Consider the following 18497-nt stretch of genomic DNA (forward strand, 5'->3'; position numbering starts at 1 on the left):
AATGTTGTACGATGACTTAGCGGGTTTTTACCATGAGCAATGCCAGCAGACTGATGACCGCAGCCACCGACAAATAGTAGCCAACGTACTGCAAGCCATAGTGGGTCGCCAGCCAGGTCGCCGCGTAAGGCGCCAGCGAAGCGCCCAGGATGCCGGCCAGATTGAAGGTCAGCGACGCGCCGGTGTAGCGCACCTCGGCCGGGAACAGTTCCGACAGCATGGTGCCCAGCGGGCCGTAGGTCAGCCCCATCAGGCCCAGGCCCAGCGACAGGAAAATGGTGACTTCGGTCGGGTCGCCCGAGCCGAACATCGGTCCCAGCACCAGGCCGAAGATGGCGATCGCCGCCGACACCCAGATCAGCGTCGAGCGGCGCCCCTTGCGGTCGGCCCAGACGGCGGACAGCGGGATCGTCAGCGCGAAGAACAGCACGGCGAACAGTTGCAGGATCAAGAAGTTCTGGCGCGTGAATTTCAGCGCGCTGGTGCCCCAGCTGAGCGCGAACACCGTCATCAGGTAGAACAGCACGAAGGTGCACAGCGCGATCAGCGTGCCCAGCACCAGCACGCGGCGATGGTCGCGCCACACCGTCAGCACCGGCACCTTGACGCGCTCGTTCTTGTCCAGCACCTTCTGGAAGTCCGGCGTCTCGTGGATCTTCAGGCGGATATACAGGCCGACGATCACCAGCAGCGAACTGGCCAGGAAAGGAATGCGCCAGCCGTAGCTGAAGAATTCGGCGTCGCTCAGCACTTGGCTCAGCAGCAGGAAGATGCCGCCCGACAGGAAGAAGCCGATCGGCGCACCGAGTTGCGGGAACATGCCGTACCAGGCGCGCTTGCCCGGCGGCGCGTTTTCGGTGGCCAGCAGCACCGCACCGCCCCACTCGCCGCCCAGGCCGAGACCCTGGCCGAAGCGGCACAGCGCCAGCAGCGCCGGCGCCAGCGTACCGATGGTGGCGTAGGTCGGCAGCAGGCCGATCACCACGGTCGAGATGCCCATCGTCAGCAGCGCCGCCACCAGCGTCGCCTTGCGGCCGATGCGGTCGCCGAAGTGGCCGAACACGGCCGAGCCGACCGGACGCGCAAAAAAGGCAATGGCGAAGGTGGCCAGCGATTGCAGCGTGGCGGCGGCAGGGTCGCTGGCCGGGAAGAATAGCTTGGGGAACACCAGCACCGCGGCAGTGGCGTAGATGTAGAAATCGAAGAACTCAATCGTGGTGCCGATCAGGCTGGCAAACAGCACGGTGGCTGGCGAATTGGTCTTCGGCGCTCCCTGGTGAGGCTGACTCATACGTGACGCTCCTGCAGTGTGGTGTGCGGGCCATCATACACACCACATTGCAGGATTGCCAAGCTTGGCTATGGGTCGATTTGCGCAAATCCCACGGACAGATCCTCGGCCCGTAGCGGCCGCACCACGCGCGCCTTTTCCTCGCCGTCCAGCAGGAAGATAAAGGTCGGCCACAGCTTGACGCGGAACGAGCGCCCCAGTGGCCGGCCGGGACCGTCCTCGACCTTGTAATGCGTCACACTCTCGCCGCCGGCAAACGCCTGCTCCAGCGGCGGCTGCGCCGCCATGCAGTGGCCGCACCAGTTGGCGCCGAACTCCAGCAATAGCGGGCCTTTGCTGGCGTCGATCTCGGCGCGCTGCGGCGCCTCGGGAATGTAGCGTGTTTTCATTGTCCCCTTTTAACTTGTTTGCACGGGTCGTCGCGTTGCTGCGGCGCCAGTGTCTGGATGCTGTCATAACGGCCGCCATTGTCGCGGTCTTCGATAAAGCCGACGCTGCGCACGCTCAGCGCCGGCGCCACCTGATTGATCCAGTAGCCGACGCCGATGTCCTTGCGCACATGGCCGTTGCCGGCGATGAGTACCACGTCGCGCGGCTGCTGGTCGCGGATGATCTTGGCCATCCAGATATCGCGCGCCACCTGGGCGTTGACCATGCCGCCAATCATCATCTCCGGCAGCATATTGCAATGGCCGGCGACGATTTCCTGCTGCTGCGCGCTGGCTACTGCTGCCGGTAGCGGCTGCTCCAGCTTGTACTCCTTGACGCTTTTCGGATCGAAGCTGGACGCCACGCCATCCCGCACCACGCGCGACGCATCGGCGCGCGACAGATTGCCCGCCACCAGCGGCAGATGGTAAGTCAGCGCCAGCTGGATCACAGGATAATACAATTGCCAGTCCCAGCGCGCACCGCCCACCACCTGGATCACGCACGCCGCGTCGGCGCAACCTTTTTGCGCCTTGTCGACCAGGTCCTGGTTCTCGCGGTCGAACTGCTCCATGACGATGGCCGGCCGCCAGCCGGCTTCCACCCGCTGGCGCAGCAGCTCGTAGCGCAGCTTGTGACCCTGCGCATTGTCATGTACCTCGCCCAGCAGCAGCACTTGCGGATTATTGGCTTCGAGCAACCCTGCTGCCGGCGTGCTGGCGGGCTTGCCGCCGCTGGCGCAGCCAACCATCAACACCGCCGCCGACAGCCCCGAAGTCAATCGAATTTTGCCTGTATATGTAGAAATCATCTGATGAACGCCTGTATGCTTCAAAATTATTTGTTGAAAAAGTGATATCCATCTGCGCCACTGGCAAGCTGCCGGCAGGTGTTGTTGCGGCGCAAAAATTCGTTATATCAAAAGAAAAACTGATGGCAATTTGTTATTGGACATGGTTTAATAGCAGAACGGTAGCGAGTGTCAAACCTGCCCGCTCAGATTTTACAGTTTGTGCATTAGACTGATCTTAACTTCCTGTTCATGCAGCAACGCCAGGAGTGTCATCGTGAAAGTACTGTCCTTGATTTCGACTGCTTTACTAGCTTTAAGCCTCGCCGGCGCCGTACAGGCTCAGCCTGCTGCTCCGGTCACTAGCAATGTTGCACCTGCAACAATCGTCCTGTCCCACTGCGAGTCCAGCGAGACTTTGCCGTGCCGTACCGACGTACCTACCGACAAGATGGACGACGCCGATCATACCGCCTTGCCGTCCAATGATCCGAAACAGCACCAGCAGGAAGTGCCGGCAACGCCGGTGCCGGAGCCACAGACCTTCGTGATGTTGATGCTGGGTTTGGTGGTACTGGGCGTGGCTTCGCGCCGCCGCCAATCGACGGACAAGTTCTCCGATTAAACTCGCAAATCGCTGCGGCCAGCTTGCTTACGCATGCAGCCGGCTGTCAGCGTGCAGCGCAGCCTCATCCACCGGCGTCACGCACGGCATGCGCAGCACAAAGCTGGCGCCCTGCCCCAGCACACTCGACACGGTAACACTGCCGCCAAACTGCTTGGCCATCAGGTTGAACACGATGTTCAATCCCAGCCCTGTCCCGCCCTGACCACGCCTGGTCGTCACAAACGGGTCGAACACCTTATCCAGCATATCCGGCGGAATGCCTTTGCCGTTGTCGGTCACCTGCATCTCGATCCAGTCGCCCTGCTGCGCCACGCCGATCGTGATGCGGCCCTCATCCTCGGGCCCGAAGGCGTGATCGACACAGTTCAGGGTCAGATTGGTGATCACCTGCGCCAGCGCGCCAGGGTAACTATCCAGCATGATGTCCGGCGGACAGGCGATGCTGACGGTGATGCGCGTCTTCTTCAGCTTTGGCTGCAGACTGGACACCACCTCGTTGATATAGTCGCGCAACTCGAAGCGCCGGCGCGCCTCGCTCACCTGGTCCACCGCGATCTGCTTGAAGCTGTGGATCAGGTGCGCCGCCCGATACGCATTGTTCATGATCAGCCGCGTACTCTCCGCCGCCGTCTCCAGGTAACGCGTGATATCGGATTTCTTGATATTGCCGCCATCGACCGAGGCCTGCACCTTCTCGGTGGCCTCCATCAGCACCGAAGCGCTGGTCAGCGCAATGCCGACCGGCGTATTGATCTCGTGCGCCACGCCGGCCACCAGCCCGCCCAGCGACGCCAGCCGTTCCGCCTGCAACAGCGATTCCTGCGTGCGGCGCAAATCGGCCAGCGCCTTGGCGGTGACCTGCGCCGATGTGCGCGCCTCATCCTCCGCCTCGCGGATGCGCTGGATATTCGATTTGATCTTGCGCTGGATGGCGTTAAAGCCGCGGATCACTTCGCCCAGTTCATCCTGGCGATTGTCCGGCAGTTCTTCCACCTCGTCGCTGCCGCGCGTGGCCAGGTCGAACAGACCGTCGCGCAACTGCTTGAGCGGATCGAACACGATACGCAGCGACCATGCCAGCGCCGCCACCAGAATCAGATCCAGCAGCAGCACCTCGGTGACCTTGCGACGCACTTCGGCGGCCAGCGTGGCGTCGATCTGCGCGCGGCTGAAATTGACTACCACGCGGCCGACGATCACCGGCTTCAGCGCCGCCCCGGCCGCGCCGGAATCGCGATACGCCAGATCGGCCACCACCGGCGTACCCGGCACGGCGGCGTCGTTTTCAATCGACGAAATGCTGCCGTTCTCGTTGCGCAGTTTGCCGGAAAACAGGCCAACCGACGTATCATAGACACGGATCGAGACCAGCTCCGGCGGCATCATCTCGGCCGCGACGATGTTGTCGACCTTGGCTTTATCGAGATCCCACAGGGCGGAAGGCAGGCTGGTTTGCAGGCGCGTCAGTACCCCTTGGCGCAGGCGCTGGCTGCTAACCTCAAGTTCATGACCAAGACTGTACTGGGCGTAGGTGCCGGAAACCCCCAGCACCAGAGTAACAATGACCACAAAAAGCAGCGTCAAGCGGCCTTTAATACCAAACATCGAGCGATCTCCCGACAACACGGATTTGACGGCAACGTCCCAATGTACGGTATGGGCTGCATCTTGGCAAGACAATGGTAAGATCGGGAAATATAGTTCAAGAAGCAACCGGGGAGGCAGCATGACAGGCAATTACCATCAACTGACACTGGCGGAGGTGCGGCCCGGCATGGTCTTGTCCGACGTGCTGCTGGATGTGCAGGGCCATGTGCTGCTGCCACAGGGCACGGTGCTGACCGACGCCATGCTGGCGTTGATGCCGCGCCATGGCATCGCCGTGCTGCCCATCGCCAAGGATGAAGTAACGCCGGAAATGGTGGCTGCCACCATGCAGCATCACGATGCGCGCATCGCCCAGCTGTTCCGCAAGAACGATCCCGACAGCCATGGCGACTGGGCCACGGCCACGCTGCGCCGCTTCGTCACCGACTTCCGCCTGGGTGTAGAGGAGACGCCGGAACATGAGTAACACATTAAGCTACGACGACGTGGTGCGCACGCTGGACGACCTGCCCTCGCTGCCGGCGGTGGTGATGGAGCTGCTCAACAGCATCGACCAGGAAGACGTCGACATTTCCGTGCTGGCCAAGAAGGTCAGCTACGACCAGGCGCTGACGGCGAAGACGCTGCGCCTGGCCAACTCGTCACTGTATGGCTTGCAGGTCAAGGTCACCACCATCCAGCAGGCGATTACCTACCTGGGTTTCCAGACCACGCGCAACCTGATCACGGCGGCCGCCGTCACCGGCTGCTTCGCCGAAGGCCATTGCCCCGGCTTCGACCACAAGGCCTTCTGGCGCCACTCGATCGCCACCGCCGCTTGCGCCAAGGTGCTGGCGCGGCAGATGCGCTTCAATCAGGATTACGCCTTCACGGCCGGGCTGCTGCACGATATCGGCCGGCTGGTGCTGGTGTCATGCTTCCCGAACCACTACTCGGAAGCGATCGCCTGGCGCGAGCAGCATGACGCCTATATGCTGGATGCCGAGCGCACCGTGCTGGGCGTCGATCACGTCGACGCCGGCCTGGCACTGGCGGAACACTGGAATTTTTCGGATACGATGCGCCTCGCCATCGGCGGCCATCACGACCCGGAAGCGCCGGGTGCGGGATTTTTGGCGGCCATCATTCATGTGGCCGACGCTATCGTGCATGCGCTCGATCTGGCGCAGGTACAGGACGACCTGGTGCCGCCTGTGTCCACCGTGGCCTGGACTGCGCTGGGCCTCGATGAAGAAATATATCTGCAGATCTTCCGTGAAACGGAGTTGCAATATGAAGAAATCTCTATGGTGCTACTAACCTGAAGTGATGTCCTGCCGGGACGGGTCAAGCTCGCACCGGCAGGCGCATGCGCTGGGGGCGCATCAGTGATGAGCCGCGTTTCCGGCCTGGGCCTTGTCAGCTGCTGGACGATCTTCTGGCTTCGGACGGCCCTGGGCGTCGGACAGGCGGTATTTGGTGCGGCGGTCGCCCATCAGGTCGCGCAGGTCGCGGATGCTCATGCCGGTCACTTCGTGCATGCGGATCAGCAGCGAGGCGCCGACTGGCAGACGGTGGTGGCGGATTTTGCTGATCACCGGCGGCGCGACTTCCAGCAGACGCGACAGCGCGGCATCGTTCTTCAGCTGCATCTTGCCGAGCAAGATATCCAGCAGGTGGTTAGGATTGTAGCTTTCCTGGGAAGCGAGAGCATGATGTGCCATGATGAATTTCCTCGTGAGTTGGGGTGAACAGATAGTGCTGGTTTGAACTTAAGCAAAACTTAGAATACGGAATTGCTATTTACACAAGATACCAGCACGCACCGGGCTAAGATTGTTCGACATCAATCAGTGGCTAGAAACCTTAGCAACAATGCTATTTCATCACATGGGAACGAAAACTGTCGCACACAAGAACTTGTAGGAAACTGTTACACAAAGCAAGTTCAGCTTTACAGCGGCAAGGGGAAGCGCGAATTACGCGGTGGTGTCGATATTGCGGCCCAGCGTTTTTTCGCTGTCGCGGCGCTGGGTGTCGGCTTTTTTGTCGGCCTGCTGGGCCGCGCGGCGGTCGATTGCGGCGGCGTCATCGTTGTTGCGGGATTGGCTGCGGGTGGCTTCGGTGTTTTCCTTGACGCGCTGCTTGAGCACCGCGTCGTCCTTTTGGCTGCGGTTGGTTTGCTCGGTGCGACGCGTCTCCCCCGCCTGCTCGCTACGCTGCTCGGCGCGGTTGGCGCGGGTCTCGCGCAGGTTCAGCTGCACCGGATTCGCGTTGGAGGTGGAAGTAACATTAATTGCCATGACTCCACTGTAGCGCAAAGGCAAGCAAAATCAAGTGCTGCTTGCGGCAAATACGATAAACTAGCGCCTGTGCCGTTTCTGCGGCCTTCTCTCGTAAAAGCACCCATTGAAAACCAAAACTCCAGTCCAGCCGCACTACTTCGTCCCCGAGCCGCTCGATAACGCGCGCCTGGCCCATTTGTGCGGCCCGCTCGACGAAAACCTGCGCCAGATTTCTGCCGCGCTGGACGTCACCATTTTCCGTCGCGGCGAAAAGTTCATCGTCAGCGGCCACAACGCCGAACGCGCGGTCGAGATCCTCGAACACTTCTACGCCATCGCCAACAAGATCGTGCCGATCGAAGAAGTGCAACTGGCACTGGTCGAACAGCGCGCCAGCATGCACGCCAATAACGTCGCCGAGCTGGTGCCGGATACTTCGACAGCCGAGGCGCCGGCCGCCAAGCCGCGCAAGGTCGAAGTGGTGCCGGCCATCGAAATCGACATCAACAGCCCGGTGCTGAAGACCCGCCGCGCCGACCTGCGCGGCCGCACGCCGCACCAGATCCGCTACCTGCGCAACATCCTTGAACACGACATCAGCTTCGGCGTCGGTCCGGCCGGCACCGGCAAGACCTATCTGGCGGTGGCCTGCGCGGTCGATGCGCTGGAGCGCGACGCCGTCAAGCGCATCATCCTGACCCGGCCGGCGGTGGAAGCCGGCGAGCGCCTCGGCTTCCTGCCGGGCGACCTGTCGCAGAAGGTCGATCCGTATCTGCGTCCGCTGTACGACGCGCTGTACGACCTGCTGGGCTTTGACCGCACGCAAAAAATGTTCGAGAAGCAGGTGATTGAAATCGCCCCGCTGGCCTACATGCGCGGCCGCACGCTGAACCACGCCTTTGTGATCCTGGACGAGGCGCAGAACACCACCGTCGAGCAGATGAAAATGTTCCTGACCCGCATCGGCTTCGGCAGCAAGGCCGTGATCACCGGCGACGTCACCCAGGTCGACCTGCACAAGAGCCAGAAGAGCGGCCTGGTGGACGCCATCCAGGTGCTAAAGGAAGTGCGCGGCATCGCCTTCAGCCATTTCAACAGCGAAGACGTGGTGCGTCACCCGCTGGTGGCGCGCATCGTCGACGCCTACGAAACCGCCCATAACCACGAGGCGGAAATCGCGCCCCTCCTCAAAGCTACCGCCCTGAAAAATGTCCGCAAAAAATAAACTGACGCTGTCGGTGCAGTACGCCGATCCGCGCCTGCAAGAAAGCATTACCCGTCCGAAAATCCGCAAGTGGGTGCAGGCCGCGCTGTTCGCGCCGGCCGAGCTGACCATCCGCTTTGTCGACGCCGCAGAAGGCCAGACCCTGAACCGCGAATACCGCGGCAAGGACTACGCCACCAATGTGCTGACCTTCGCCTACAACGAAGGCGAAGAAGAACTGCCCGACGACGCCCCGACCCAAGCCGACATCATCCTCTGCACCGACGTGCTGGAGAAGGAAGCGGCCGAGCAGAAGAAAACCGTGGAAGAACACACCGCCCACCTGATCATCCACGGCGTGTTGCACGCCCAAGGCTACGACCACATGGACGATGAAGAAGCCACCGAAATGGAAGGCATCGAAACCGAGATCCTGGCGGAACTGGGCTACGCCGATCCTTACGCCTGAAGCAGCGCGCTGACCGTGCCGGCGATGCGCTCCAGCAGCACTTCGTCATACGGCAGCCACGGCACGGCGGCCAGCTTGCCGCCAGCCTTGATGTCTATCTCCACCGGCGCACCGGCCCGTGTCACGCGGCCGGTCGCCAGGTTGATCCGGTAATCCGCCAGATCCACTTCCCGTTCCGTCACCACCACCTTACCGGCGTCAATCAGCGGCGCCAGCGCCAGTTCCAGCGCATGCCGCCGCATCGCCACCATGTGCCCGCGCTGCAGCGACGCCAGGTGCGCCAGATGGCGTCCACGCACTTCATCCGGCAAATCATCCCCAACCAGCAACGCCAGTCCGGCCACGCTGACCAGCAGGTCAACCGCGCGGCAGGCTTCCGAATACACCACAGGATCGATCTGCTCCGGCACGCGCTCGCGCCAGTGCTTGCCGTCGCGTAGCTGGAAAGCCAGGCCCAGCGTTTCCGTATAACCGTCGGCGCCGGGATAGATGTCGCCACTGAGCTTGAGCACCACGCGCACTGCGCCGAATTGCCGCGCCAGGCCGGCGTAGGCGGCGATCTTCCAGCCCTCGCGCCGCGCCAGGCCGACCAGTTGGCGCACCGCCAGCACATGACCGGCAAAGTCCTCGGGCGGCAGGTAGAACTCGCGATAAATCTGCCGCAGCGGCTGGCGCAAGCGGCGCTGTGCAGCCAGCGCCTGCCATGCCGCGCGCTCCGCATCGTCGGCATGCAGCGGATGCCACAAGGACAGCCGCGCCGACTCCGACAGACCATCAGGCTCGTCGTCGCCCAGAAAGCTGACGCGCGCTCCTTCCCATGCCGCGCGCCACACCAGCGTGCGCGCCACAGGGCCGCCGGCAGCCGATTGCAGCAGGCCGCGCCACGCCGTCATGTCCAAGGTGGCCCCCAGCCACCAGCTGGCTTCCAGGCTGCCGGCCACCATGCCCTGTTCGCGCTTGCTGGCCTTCAGCATGCCGGTGAGCCGCAACGCCACCGCCGGCCGCTCCAGCAACGTCCGCTCGGCCGGCTTGAGATTGCGCGCCAGCTTCTTCTGCACACCGGCATGCCGCACCACCGCCAGCGCCGCGCGCAGGGCCTGCACTCCTTCCGGCGTCGGCACGCCCTCGATCGAATGGCCGAGCGCAATCGCCAGCGACTGCGACGGCGCCGTCTTCGCCGTGCCCGGCGCCACGCAGGACAAGGTCAGCAGGCGCGGCAACAACTCCGGTAGCCATGGCTCGTCGCGCAAGGCCGCTACCCGCACCGCGCGGGCGATCACCGGCGTATCGTTGACCGAAAACGCGCCATCCGCCACATACGGCACGGCGCCGGCGTGGATCTCATCCAGCCGCCGCCCCGCCTGCTCAAGGATGTCACGGGCGAAGTCGAGATACGCCGCATCTTCCGCCAGCACCAGCGCCGGATCGGCATCCGCATCTTCCTGCCCGGCCCAGAAAATCATCGACCAACGCGAGCCGCCGAGCGCCAGCGCGGATTGATCGCTCAGTTGGCTAAACAGCTCCAACTCCTGCAACAGGTAGGACGAGTTGGCGTAACGGTCGCGCACCAGTGCCGCCAGCCGCGCCTGGATGCCGGCGCCAGCCCAGCGCGCCAGCGCGTGGCTGCGGTGAATGTGCTCGGTCCAGGCCTCCGGCTCGCCCAGCACGCGGCGCAGTTCGGCGGCCACTTCCGGCGGCGGCGCGCAACGCAGCCAGGACAGGCATTCGATCGCTTGATCGGCATTCTCCACAGCCCGGAAAGCAGCGGTGCACGCCGCTGCATCTGCCAATGGTACGATGTGTAAATGAGGCGGTTCTGGTAGCATAAAGCCAATGTAGCATGCCTCCAGAAATGCTGCTTTTCTGACAAAATCGGCCTTCGGGCGCTTTTGGTGTATCCTATACCCCTTCAAAACAATGGCTCACGCCTCCTATGCAAGAGCACTCTAGTAGCGTCAAGACTGACGCTAAACCCCACAGGTCGCTGTTTGAACGGCTGACCGCACTGATTTCCCCCGAGCCCGAGAACCGATCGGAGCTGCTCGAAGTTCTGCATGACGCCCACGAACGCAACCTGATCGACGCCGACGCCCTGTCGATGATCGAAGGCGTGTTCCAGGTGTCGGATCTGTCCGCCCGCGATATCATGATTCCGCGCTCGCAGATGGACGTCATCGATATCTCCAAGCCGATCGAAGAATGGATGCCGCTGGTGCTGGACACCGCCCACTCGCGCTTCCCGGCCATCGAAGGCGAACGCGACAAGGTGATCGGCATCCTGCTGGCCAAAGACCTGCTGCGCTACTACGCCGAAGAATCGTTCGACGTGCGCGACATGCTGCGGCCCGCCATCTTCATCCCGGAATCGAAACGCCTGAACGTGCTGCTGCGCGATTTCCGCGCCAACCACAACCACATGGCCATCGTGGTGGATGAGTACAGCGGCGTCGCCGGCCTGATCACCATCGAAGACGTGCTGGAACAAATCGTTGGCGACATCGAGGACGAGTACGATTTCGACGAGGAAGAAGACAACATCCTGTCGATCCGCGAAGGCCAGCACGGCCCGCGCTGGCGCGTCAAGGCGCTGACCGAGATCGAGCAGTTCAACGAAGAGCTGGACACCGCGCTGCCGGACGACGACGTCGACACCATCGGCGGCCTGGTCGCCAAGCACCTCGGCCGCATGCCGCACAAGGGCGACACCTTCGACTTTGAAGGCTTGCGCTTTGAAGTGCTGCGCGCCGACGCCCGCCAGATCCACGTGCTGACGGTGGAAAAACTGCCGCCGGCACCGGTCCACGACGACGACGCATAATGCGCTTTCGCCGCGCCAATCCCAACGATCCCCCCAAGCCGCAACGCTCGACCCGAGGCCGGATGGTGATCACCGGCCTGGCCGGCGCATTGTGCGTGTTCGCCTTTGCGCCGTTCGGCTGGTGGCCGCTCGAAATCCTCGGCCTGGCCACGCTGTTCTACCAGGTCCTGCGCAGCTCCAGCATCAAGGCTGCCGCGCTGATCGGCTGGGCCTTCGTCACCGGCTGGACCGCCGCCGGCGTCCACTGGCTGTACGTGTCGATGCATACCTATGGCGACATGCCGGCGCCGCTGGCCGCCGCCGCCGTGCTGCTGCTGGGCGCCGCCATGGGCATTTACGGCGCCGCCGCCATGGCCAGCGCCGCCTGGCTGCGTAAGCGCTGGACGCTGCCGCTGCCGGTCGCCAACCTGCTGGTGTTCCCGGCCGTGTGGGCGCTGTTCGAATGGCTGCGCGGCTGGCTGTTCACCGGCTTCCCGTGGCTGTCGTCCGGCTACGCCCATAATCACAGCCCGCTGGCCGGCTTTGCGCCGATCATCGGCATGTACGGCCTCGGCTGGCTGGCGGCCGTCATGGCCGGCGCCCTGCTGTTGCTGCTGCACCGTACCCGGCTGCGCGCCGCCGGACTGGTGGTCGCCATCGGCGTGACCGGCGTCGGCCTCAGCTTCCTGCACTGGACTTACCCGGAAGGCAAGCCGATTTCGGTGCGTCTGCTGCAAGGAAATATCCCGCAGGATGAGAAGTTCAACGGCGCCAAGGTGATGTCCACGCTCAAGCTGTACCAGGACGCCATCACCGCCGCACCGGCCGATCTGATCGCCACGCCGGAGACGGCCATCGTCATGCTGCCGCAGCAACTGCCGCCGGATTACCTGCCGGGCATCGCCCAGTTCCTGAACAAGACCAACAGCAACCTGATCCTCGGCATTCCGCTGGCTGACAGCCAGACCGCGTATTTCAACAGCGCGATCGGCATCACGCCACGCCAGAGCGACGGCTACTACCGCTATGACAAGCACCACCTGGTGCCGTATGGCGAATTCATTCCGTTCGGCTTCCGCTGGTTCGTCAACCTGATGTCGATCCCGCTGGGCGACCAGACCAGTGGCCGCGACATCCAGCCGGCGTTCCCGATCAAAGACCAGCGCGTGCTGCCCAACATCTGCTACGAAGACTTGTTTGGCGAGGAAATCGCCGACCAGTTGAACCACCCGGCGCAGGACCAGAAACCGGCCACGCTGCTGCTCAACATCTCCAACCTGGCCTGGTTTGGCGACACCATCGCCATTCCGCAGCATTTGCAGATCTCGCAAATGCGCAGCCTGGAAACCGGCCGTCCCATGCTGCGGGCGACCAATACCGGGGCCACCGCCATCATCAATGGCGAAGGCAAAGTGGTGCAGCAGCTGCCGGCCAACACCTTCGGCACCCTGGCCGCCAATGTGCAGGGCATGGGAGGCAGCACGCCCTATATCATCTGGGGGAACAAGCTGTTCCTGGCCCTGACCGCGCTGTCCCTGGCGGCCGCATGGTTTTTGACGCGCCGCGCAAAAAATCAGCCAAAAGCCGCTTAACCCGCTAAAATCATCCCTTTAGCGAAACTGCAACCGCGCGCCCGCCGGCCCCTGCCCGGGCGCGCCACCGACAATACAAGATGCTGACATTTCAACAAATTATCCTGACCTTGCAAACCTACTGGGACAAGCAAGGCTGCGCCCTGCTCCAGCCCTACGACATGGAAGTCGGCGCCGGCACCTTCCACACCGGTACGTTCCTGCGCGCGATCGGCCCTGAGCCTTGGCGCGCCGCCTACGTGCAGCCGTCGCGCCGCCCGAAAGACGGCCGCTATGGCGAGAACCCGAACCGCGGCCAGCACTACTACCAGTACCAGGTGGTGATGAAGCCGGCGCCGGAAAACATCCTCGACCTGTATCTGGGTTCGCTGGAAGCACTGGGCCTGGACCTGAAGCAGAACGATGTCCGCTTCGTCGAAGACGACTGGGAATCGCCGACGCTGGGCGCCTGGGGCCTGGGTTGGGAAGTCTGGCTGAACGGCATGGAGGTGACGCAGTTCACCTACTTCCAGCAGGTCGGCGGCCTGGATTGCAAACCGGTGCTGGGTGAAATCACCTACGGCGTCGAGCGTCTGGCCATGTACCTGCAAGGCGTCGAGAATATGTATGACCTGGTGTGGACCACCTGGGAAGAGAATGGCGAGACCAAGACGCTGAAGTACGGCGACGTCTTCCACCAGAACGAAGTGGAACAATCGGCCTACAACTTCGAGCATTCGAACACCGAGCTGCTGTTCTCGCAGTTTAACAACCACGAATCGGAAGCCAAGCGCCTGATCGAAGCGCAACTGACGCTGCCTGCCTATGAGCAGATCATGAAGGCTTCGCACAGCTTCAACCTGCTGGACGCGCGCGGCGCCATCTCGGTCACCGAGCGCGCCGCCTACATCGGCCGCGTGCGCACCTTGTCGCGCCTCGTGGCGCAGGCTTACTACGATTCGCGTGAGCGCCTGGGCTTCCCTATGGCTCCGAAGACCGCCGCTGTCGCCGCTGAATAAAACGATATAAACGATATGACTCAAACTCTGCTCATCGAACTGCTGACCGAAGAACTGCCGCCGAAGGCGCTCGCCAAACTGGGCAAGGCTTTCGCGGACGGCATCGTCAACGGCCTGAAATCGCGCGACTTCCTGGAAGCCGACAGCGTCGCCACCGCCTACGCCACGCCGCGCCGCCTGGCGGTGTCCATCACCAAAGTGCGCGCCGTGTCGCCGGACAAATCGATCCGCGAAAAAGTGCTGCCGGTGTCGGTCGCGCTGGACGCCGCCGGCAACGGCACGCCGCCGCTGGCAAAGAAACTGGCCGCACTGGGCTTCCCTGACCTGACCGTGGCTGATCTGGAACGCGCGCAGGACGGCAAAGCCGAAAGCTTCTTCTACACCTACACCGCCGCCGGCAGCGCGCTGCAAGCCGGCCTGCAAGCGGCGCTGGAAGAATCGGTCGCCAAGCTGCCGATTCCAAAAGTGATGAGCTACCAGCGTCCGGACGGCGCCACCGTGCAGTTCGTGCGTCCTGCGCACGCGCTGATCGCGCTGCATGGTGAGACCGTGCTGCCACTGACCTTGCTCGGCCTGACCGCCGCCAACGTCACCGAAGGCCACCGTTTCCTGACCGCGCCGGGCCAACGCGCCGTCACCATCGCCAACGCCGATACCTACGCCGCCACGCTGAAAAGCGAAGGCAAAGTACTGGCGTCCGTCGAAGAGCGCAAGGAACAGATCCGCGCCGAGCTGCTGGCCAAGGCCGGCGCCGACCTGGTGCTGATGCCGGAAGCGCTGCTGGACGAAGTGTCCGCGCTGGTCGAATGGCCGGTGGTCTACGAATGCAACTTCGAGGAAGAATTCCTGGCCGTGCCGCAGGAATGCCTGATCCTCACCATGCAGACCAATCAAAAGTATTTCGCGCTGACCGACACCAACGGCAAGCTGCGCTCGCGCTTCCTGATCGTCTCGAACATCGCCACCGACACGCCTGACGCCATCATCAACGGCAACGAGCGCGTGGTGCGTCCGCGCCTGTCCGACGCCAAGTTCTTCTTCGAGCAAGACAAGAAGAAGACGCTGGAATCGCGCCTGCCGCTGCTGGACAAAATCGTCTACCACAACAAACTGGGCACGCAAGGCGCGCGCGGCGAACGCGTTGCAGCGCTGGCCGGCTTCATCGCCACCGCCATCGGCGGCGACGCCGCGCTGGCGCAACGCGCCGCCAAACTGTCGAAGGCCGATCTGGTCACCGAGATGGTCGGCGAGTTCCCTGAGCTGCAAGGCATCATGGGCACCTACTACGCCCGCAACGACGGCGAACCGGAAGACGTCGCGCTGGCCGCGTCGGAACACTACCAGCCGCGCTTTGCCGGCGACGCCCTGCCGACCACCATCACCGGCACCGCCGTGGCGCTGGCCGACAAGCTGGAAACCCTGGTCGGCATCTGGGCCATCGGCCTGGCGCCAACCGGCGACAAAGATCCGTTCGCGCTGCGCCGCCATGCACTGGGCGTGCTGCGCATGCTGATCGAAAAGCGCCTGTCGCTGTCGATCAGCAGCCTGCTGGCGCAAGCCGCACAGCTGTTCCAGTCGGTGCCTGGCTTCAAAGACCCATCGGCCGACGTCGCGACCTTTATGTACGACCGCCTGCGCGGCATCCTGCGTGAGCGCGGCTTCTCGGTCAACGAGATCGAAGCCGTAGTCGCGCAGAACCCGGACCGCCTGGACGACATCGTGCAGCGCCTGGAAGCCGTGCAAGCCTTCGCCGCGCTGCCGGAATCGGCCTCGCTGGCATCGGCCAACAAGCGTATCACCAACATCCTGAAGAAGAACGAAGAAGCCCTGGCCGCCGTTGGCGAGCATGGCGTCAACATCGCGCTGCTGCAGGACACCGCCGAGAAAAACCTCAACACCGCCGTGGTGCGAGTGCTGCCGGAAATCGACGCCGCCTTCAACAACGGCGACTTCGCCGGCACGCTGAAAACGCTGGCGCAGCTGAAGGAAGAAGTCGACGCCTTCTTCAACGACGTGATGGTGATGGCGGAAGATGTCGCCCTGCGTAACAACCGTCTGGCGCTGTTGTCCTCCCTGCACGGGATGATGAACCGCGTGGCCGACATCTCGAAACTGGCGGCGTAAATGGGTACGCCGTCCATGAAACTGATCATTCTCGATCGCGACGGCGTTATCAACCACGATTCGCCGGACTTCATCAAATCGCCGGCGGAGTGGATCCCCATTCCCGGCTCGATGGAGGCGATCGCCAAGTTGAACCAGGCCGGCTACCGGGTGGTGGTGGCGTCGAACCAGTCGGGCATCGCCCGCGAGTTCTTCGACATGACCATCCTCAACGCCATCCACCAGAAGATGCACAACCTGGCGCAGCAAGTCGGCGCGGACATCGATGCGGTGTTCTTCTGCCCTCATGCGGCGGCCGACAACTGCGACTGCCGCAAGCCAAAGCCGGGCATGTTCACAGAAATCTCGCAGCGCTATAAAATCAGCCTGAAAGGCGTGCCGGTAGTGGGCGATTCGCTGCGCGACCTGCAGGCTGGTTACGTCAGCGGCTGCGTGCCATACCTGGTCCTCACCGGCAAAGGCGAAAAGACCCAGTCCACCGGCGGTCTGCCGCCCGGCACCGTGGTGTTCCCGGACTTGGCCGCGATGGTCACGCACCTGCTGAAAACCAGCGTGCCGCCGGCGCTGCACGTTGTCAGTTAATTGTTTTTGGAGTCTGCATTGGGTCATCCCATTTTATTTCTGCGTTCCCTGATCTTCACCATCGTCATGGTGGTGTCGACCATTTTCTGGTCCTGCATCTGCTTCCTGGCGGCGCCGCTGCCGTACCGCCAGCGCTTCTTCATCACCTCGCGCTGGAACGTGTTCATGATCTGGTGCCTGAAGGTCATCTGCGGCATCCGCTACGAAATCCGCGGCCAGGAGAACTTCCCGGACGCGCCGGCCATCGTGCTGTCCAAGCACCAGTCGGCGTGGGAAACCATCTTCCTGCTGCCGAACATGCCGCGTCCACTGGTGTTCGTGTTCAAGAAGGAGATCCTGTACATTCCGTTCTTCGGCTGGGCCATGGCGCTGCTGCGCATGATCCCGATCGATCGCAAGCAGGGCAAGCACGCCTTCAAGCACGTGGTCCGTCACGGCAAGCGCCGGCTGGAGCAAGGCCTGTGGATTATCATGTTCCCGGAAGGGACGCGGATTCCGGTCGGCCAGACCGGCAAGTACAAGAGCGGCGGCACCCGGCTGGCGATCGAAACCAACGCCGTGGTTGTGCCGATTGCCCACAACTCGGGCGAATGCTGGCCAAAAAACTCTTTCATCAAACGGCCCGGCCTTGTTACAGTATCGATAGGTAAGCCAATCTCGCCGGAGGGTCAAACCCCGGACAGCATGATGCAACAGGTGGAAACTTGGATAGAATCAGAAATGCGCGTCATTTCGCCCCACGCTTACAACGCTGGTTAGACGATCTGGCGACGCTGGTCAAACCGGCGTCCCCTGATCCGAATCAGCCAGACCTGTTTGGACGGGAGGCCTCCGCACCTCCCAAGCCGGTGTACACCACGCCGGTATGGTCGGTTCCGCCGACGCCTGCCACCTCGACCAAGCCACCTCCCGTATCGCCTTACGTCGCCCCGCCGGAAACTGCGGTACCGGTCAAGACCCGGCCGCTGGTGGCGCCGCCGCCCGACCTGCCGCCGCGCCGGCAGTTGATGGTGGGCGATTTCATCCTCGAATACGAACTGCGTCGCTCGACGCGGCGTTCGATCGGCTTCATGATCGACGACGACGGCCTGCGCGTGACTGCGCCCAAGCGCATCACCATCGCCGAAATCGACGAGGCGATCCGCACCAAGCAGCACTGGATACTCAGCAAACTGAAAGAGCGGCGCGAACGCCGCGCGGCGCGGCTGCAAAAGCCGCCGGTGGAATGGATCGACGGCACGCAGATTCCGTATCTGGGCCAGGACATCACGCTGCGGCTGCTGGTGGGCGGCCGCAATCGCAGCATCTACAATCCCAACACCCGCGAGCTGTGGATGACCATGATGCCGGGCGCCAGCGAGAACCAGCTGAAGGAACGCGTCAAGGCCTGGTACCAGCAGCAGGCCAAGGCGCTGTTTGAAGAGCGCCTGGATTTGTACGCCGCCCGGCTGGGCGTGCAGTACCACTCGTTCGGCCTGACCTCGGCCGGCACACGCTGGGGCTCGTGCACCGCCGACCGCAAGATCCGCCTGAACTGGAAGCTGATCCACTTCTCGCTGCCGCTGATCGACTACGTGGTGGCGCACGAACTGTCGCACATCCTGGAAATGAATCATAGCCAGCAGTTCTGGGACACCGTCGGCCTGATTTATCCCGAATACGAAGACGCCAAAAACCTGCTGCGCAAACGCTCGCAAGAGCTGCCGGTGCTGTTCCCCTGA

19 protein-coding genes are annotated in these 18497 nt (G+C 62.9%); 12 read left to right on the forward strand and 7 right to left on the reverse strand.

The features are described 5' to 3' along the window. Positions 1 to 16: 16 nt before the first annotated feature. From GTP69_RS16610 to GTP69_RS16620, 3 genes are all read right to left on the reverse strand, one after another. A complete protein-coding gene (locus tag GTP69_RS16610) occupies positions 17 to 1291 on the reverse strand; it encodes an MFS transporter (RefSeq protein ID WP_161055907.1) in 1275 nt (424 codons plus the stop codon). Between the two features lie 68 nt (positions 1292 to 1359). Further along, on the reverse strand, positions 1360 to 1680 hold the full coding sequence (locus GTP69_RS16615) for a thioredoxin family protein (RefSeq protein WP_110845126.1): 321 nt from the start codon (positions 1678 to 1680) through the stop codon (positions 1360 to 1362). After that, complete coding sequence (locus GTP69_RS16620; RefSeq protein WP_229260989.1) at positions 1677 to 2501, reverse strand: ChaN family lipoprotein; 825 nt, start codon at positions 2499 to 2501, stop codon at positions 1677 to 1679. The genes GTP69_RS16615 and GTP69_RS16620 overlap by 4 nt, the downstream gene beginning before the upstream one ends. Positions 2502 to 2787: 286 nt before the next feature. Here GTP69_RS16620 and GTP69_RS16625 point away from each other — a divergent pair, with 286 nt between their 5' ends. Further along, positions 2788 to 3135: a PEP-CTERM sorting domain-containing protein gene (locus tag GTP69_RS16625; RefSeq protein WP_161055909.1), complete on the forward strand. Its 348-nt coding sequence runs from the start codon at positions 2788 to 2790 to the stop codon at positions 3133 to 3135. 27 nt (positions 3136 to 3162) lie between these two features. Here GTP69_RS16625 and GTP69_RS16630 read toward each other — a convergent pair whose 3' ends face one another. Then, on the reverse strand, positions 3163 to 4743 hold the full coding sequence (locus tag GTP69_RS16630) for a sensor histidine kinase (protein WP_161055910.1): 1581 nt from the start codon (positions 4741 to 4743) through the stop codon (positions 3163 to 3165). Between the two features lie 121 nt (positions 4744 to 4864). Between GTP69_RS16630 and GTP69_RS16635 the strand changes: the two genes are divergently transcribed. Together GTP69_RS16635 and GTP69_RS16640 are read left to right on the forward strand one after the other, a co-directional pair. Next, complete coding sequence (locus GTP69_RS16635) at positions 4865 to 5212, forward strand: hypothetical protein (RefSeq protein ID WP_161055911.1); 348 nt, start codon at positions 4865 to 4867, stop codon at positions 5210 to 5212. Continuing rightward, on the forward strand, positions 5205 to 6050 hold the full coding sequence (locus GTP69_RS16640) for an HDOD domain-containing protein (RefSeq protein WP_161055912.1): 846 nt from the start codon (positions 5205 to 5207) through the stop codon (positions 6048 to 6050). Before GTP69_RS16635 ends, GTP69_RS16640 begins: the two co-directional genes overlap by 8 nt. A gap of 60 nt (positions 6051 to 6110) precedes the next feature. On the opposite strand, the gene GTP69_RS16645 is transcribed toward GTP69_RS16640, so the two are convergent. Further along, complete coding sequence (locus GTP69_RS16645; RefSeq protein WP_154366540.1) at positions 6111 to 6449, reverse strand: hypothetical protein; 339 nt, start codon at positions 6447 to 6449, stop codon at positions 6111 to 6113. Positions 6450 to 6704: 255 nt separating this feature from the next. Further along, on the reverse strand, positions 6705 to 7028 hold the full coding sequence (locus GTP69_RS16650; protein ID WP_161055913.1) for a hypothetical protein: 324 nt from the start codon (positions 7026 to 7028) through the stop codon (positions 6705 to 6707). A 106-nt stretch (positions 7029 to 7134) separates the two neighbouring features. Between GTP69_RS16650 and GTP69_RS16655 the strand changes: the two genes are divergently transcribed. After that, a complete protein-coding gene (locus GTP69_RS16655; RefSeq protein ID WP_161055914.1) occupies positions 7135 to 8235 on the forward strand; it encodes a PhoH family protein in 1101 nt (366 codons plus the stop codon). After that, positions 8219 to 8683, forward strand: coding sequence for an rRNA maturation RNase YbeY (gene ybeY, locus GTP69_RS16660; protein WP_161055915.1), 465 nt, complete (start codon positions 8219 to 8221; stop codon positions 8681 to 8683). Before GTP69_RS16655 ends, ybeY begins: the two co-directional genes overlap by 17 nt. Here ybeY and GTP69_RS31730 read toward each other — a convergent pair. Further along, positions 8674 to 10434: a DUF4132 domain-containing protein gene (locus GTP69_RS31730; protein ID WP_161055916.1), complete on the reverse strand. Its 1761-nt coding sequence runs from the start codon at positions 10432 to 10434 to the stop codon at positions 8674 to 8676. The two genes, ybeY and GTP69_RS31730, sit on opposite strands and share 10 nt — an antisense overlap. Before the next feature lie 182 nt (positions 10435 to 10616). Between GTP69_RS31730 and GTP69_RS16670 the strand changes: the two genes are divergently transcribed. The 7 genes from GTP69_RS16670 to GTP69_RS16700 all read left to right on the forward strand — a co-directional run bounded on the left by GTP69_RS16670 (position 10617) and on the right by GTP69_RS16700 (position 18497). Then, positions 10617 to 11501, forward strand: coding sequence for a CorC family transporter (locus GTP69_RS16670; protein WP_161055917.1), 885 nt, complete (start codon positions 10617 to 10619; stop codon positions 11499 to 11501). Further along, entirely contained in the window at positions 11501 to 13072 is a 1572-nt protein-coding gene (lnt, locus tag GTP69_RS16675) for an apolipoprotein N-acyltransferase (protein WP_161055918.1), read from the forward strand. The genes GTP69_RS16670 and lnt overlap by 1 nt, the downstream gene beginning before the upstream one ends. An 80-nt stretch (positions 13073 to 13152) precedes the next feature. Beyond that, positions 13153 to 14070, forward strand: coding sequence for a glycine--tRNA ligase subunit alpha (gene glyQ, locus GTP69_RS16680; protein WP_161055919.1), 918 nt, complete (start codon positions 13153 to 13155; stop codon positions 14068 to 14070). Between the two features lie 15 nt (positions 14071 to 14085). Then, positions 14086 to 16194 carry a glycine--tRNA ligase subunit beta gene (gene glyS / locus GTP69_RS16685; protein ID WP_161055920.1) on the forward strand — a complete coding sequence of 703 codons (2109 nt, stop codon included), beginning with the start codon at positions 14086 to 14088 and terminating at the stop codon, positions 16192 to 16194. Positions 16195 to 16209: 15 nt separating this feature from the next. After that, a complete protein-coding gene (gene gmhB / locus GTP69_RS16690; RefSeq protein WP_161055921.1) occupies positions 16210 to 16776 on the forward strand; it encodes a D-glycero-beta-D-manno-heptose 1,7-bisphosphate 7-phosphatase in 567 nt (188 codons plus the stop codon). Positions 16777 to 16842: 66 nt separating this feature from the next. Continuing rightward, positions 16843 to 17535, forward strand: coding sequence for a lysophospholipid acyltransferase family protein (locus GTP69_RS16695; RefSeq protein ID WP_371867980.1), 693 nt, complete (start codon positions 16843 to 16845; stop codon positions 17533 to 17535). 5 nt (positions 17536 to 17540) lie between these two features. Beyond that, positions 17541 to 18497, forward strand: a complete 957-nt coding sequence (locus GTP69_RS16700; protein ID WP_371867982.1) for a M48 family metallopeptidase — start codon at positions 17541 to 17543, stop codon at positions 18495 to 18497.

It is taken from the genome of Duganella levis (genome assembly GCF_009857605.1).
In the GTDB taxonomy this organism is placed as follows: Bacteria; Pseudomonadota; Gammaproteobacteria; order Burkholderiales; family Burkholderiaceae_D; genus Rugamonas; species Rugamonas levis.

Excerpts from the sequence above, each read along its gene's own strand:
- GTP69_RS16610 (WP_161055907.1), bottom strand. The coding sequence starts at position 1,291 with ATGAGTCAGCCTCACCAGGGAGCGCCGAAGACCAATTCGCCAGCCACC.
- GTP69_RS16645 (WP_154366540.1), bottom strand. The coding sequence starts at position 6,449 with ATGGCACATCATGCTCTCGCTTCCCAGGAAAGCTACAATCCTAACCAC.
- GTP69_RS16670 (WP_161055917.1), top strand. The coding sequence starts at position 10,617 with ATGCAAGAGCACTCTAGTAGCGTCAAGACTGACGCTAAACCCCACAGG.
- GTP69_RS16635 (WP_161055911.1), top strand. The coding sequence starts at position 4,865 with ATGACAGGCAATTACCATCAACTGACACTGGCGGAGGTGCGGCCCGGC.
- lnt (WP_161055918.1), top strand. The coding sequence starts at position 11,501 with ATGCGCTTTCGCCGCGCCAATCCCAACGATCCCCCCAAGCCGCAACGC.
- GTP69_RS16615 (WP_110845126.1), bottom strand. The coding sequence starts at position 1,680 with ATGAAAACACGCTACATTCCCGAGGCGCCGCAGCGCGCCGAGATCGAC.
- glyQ (WP_161055919.1), top strand. The coding sequence starts at position 13,153 with ATGCTGACATTTCAACAAATTATCCTGACCTTGCAAACCTACTGGGAC.
- GTP69_RS16640 (WP_161055912.1), top strand. The coding sequence starts at position 5,205 with ATGAGTAACACATTAAGCTACGACGACGTGGTGCGCACGCTGGACGAC.
- ybeY (WP_161055915.1), top strand. The coding sequence starts at position 8,219 with ATGTCCGCAAAAAATAAACTGACGCTGTCGGTGCAGTACGCCGATCCG.
- GTP69_RS16695 (WP_371867980.1), top strand. The coding sequence starts at position 16,843 with ATGGTGGTGTCGACCATTTTCTGGTCCTGCATCTGCTTCCTGGCGGCG.
- GTP69_RS16650 (WP_161055913.1), bottom strand. The coding sequence starts at position 7,028 with ATGGCAATTAATGTTACTTCCACCTCCAACGCGAATCCGGTGCAGCTG.
- GTP69_RS16630 (WP_161055910.1), bottom strand. The coding sequence starts at position 4,743 with ATGTTTGGTATTAAAGGCCGCTTGACGCTGCTTTTTGTGGTCATTGTT.
- gmhB (WP_161055921.1), top strand. The coding sequence starts at position 16,210 with ATGAAACTGATCATTCTCGATCGCGACGGCGTTATCAACCACGATTCG.
- glyS (WP_161055920.1), top strand. The coding sequence starts at position 14,086 with ATGACTCAAACTCTGCTCATCGAACTGCTGACCGAAGAACTGCCGCCG.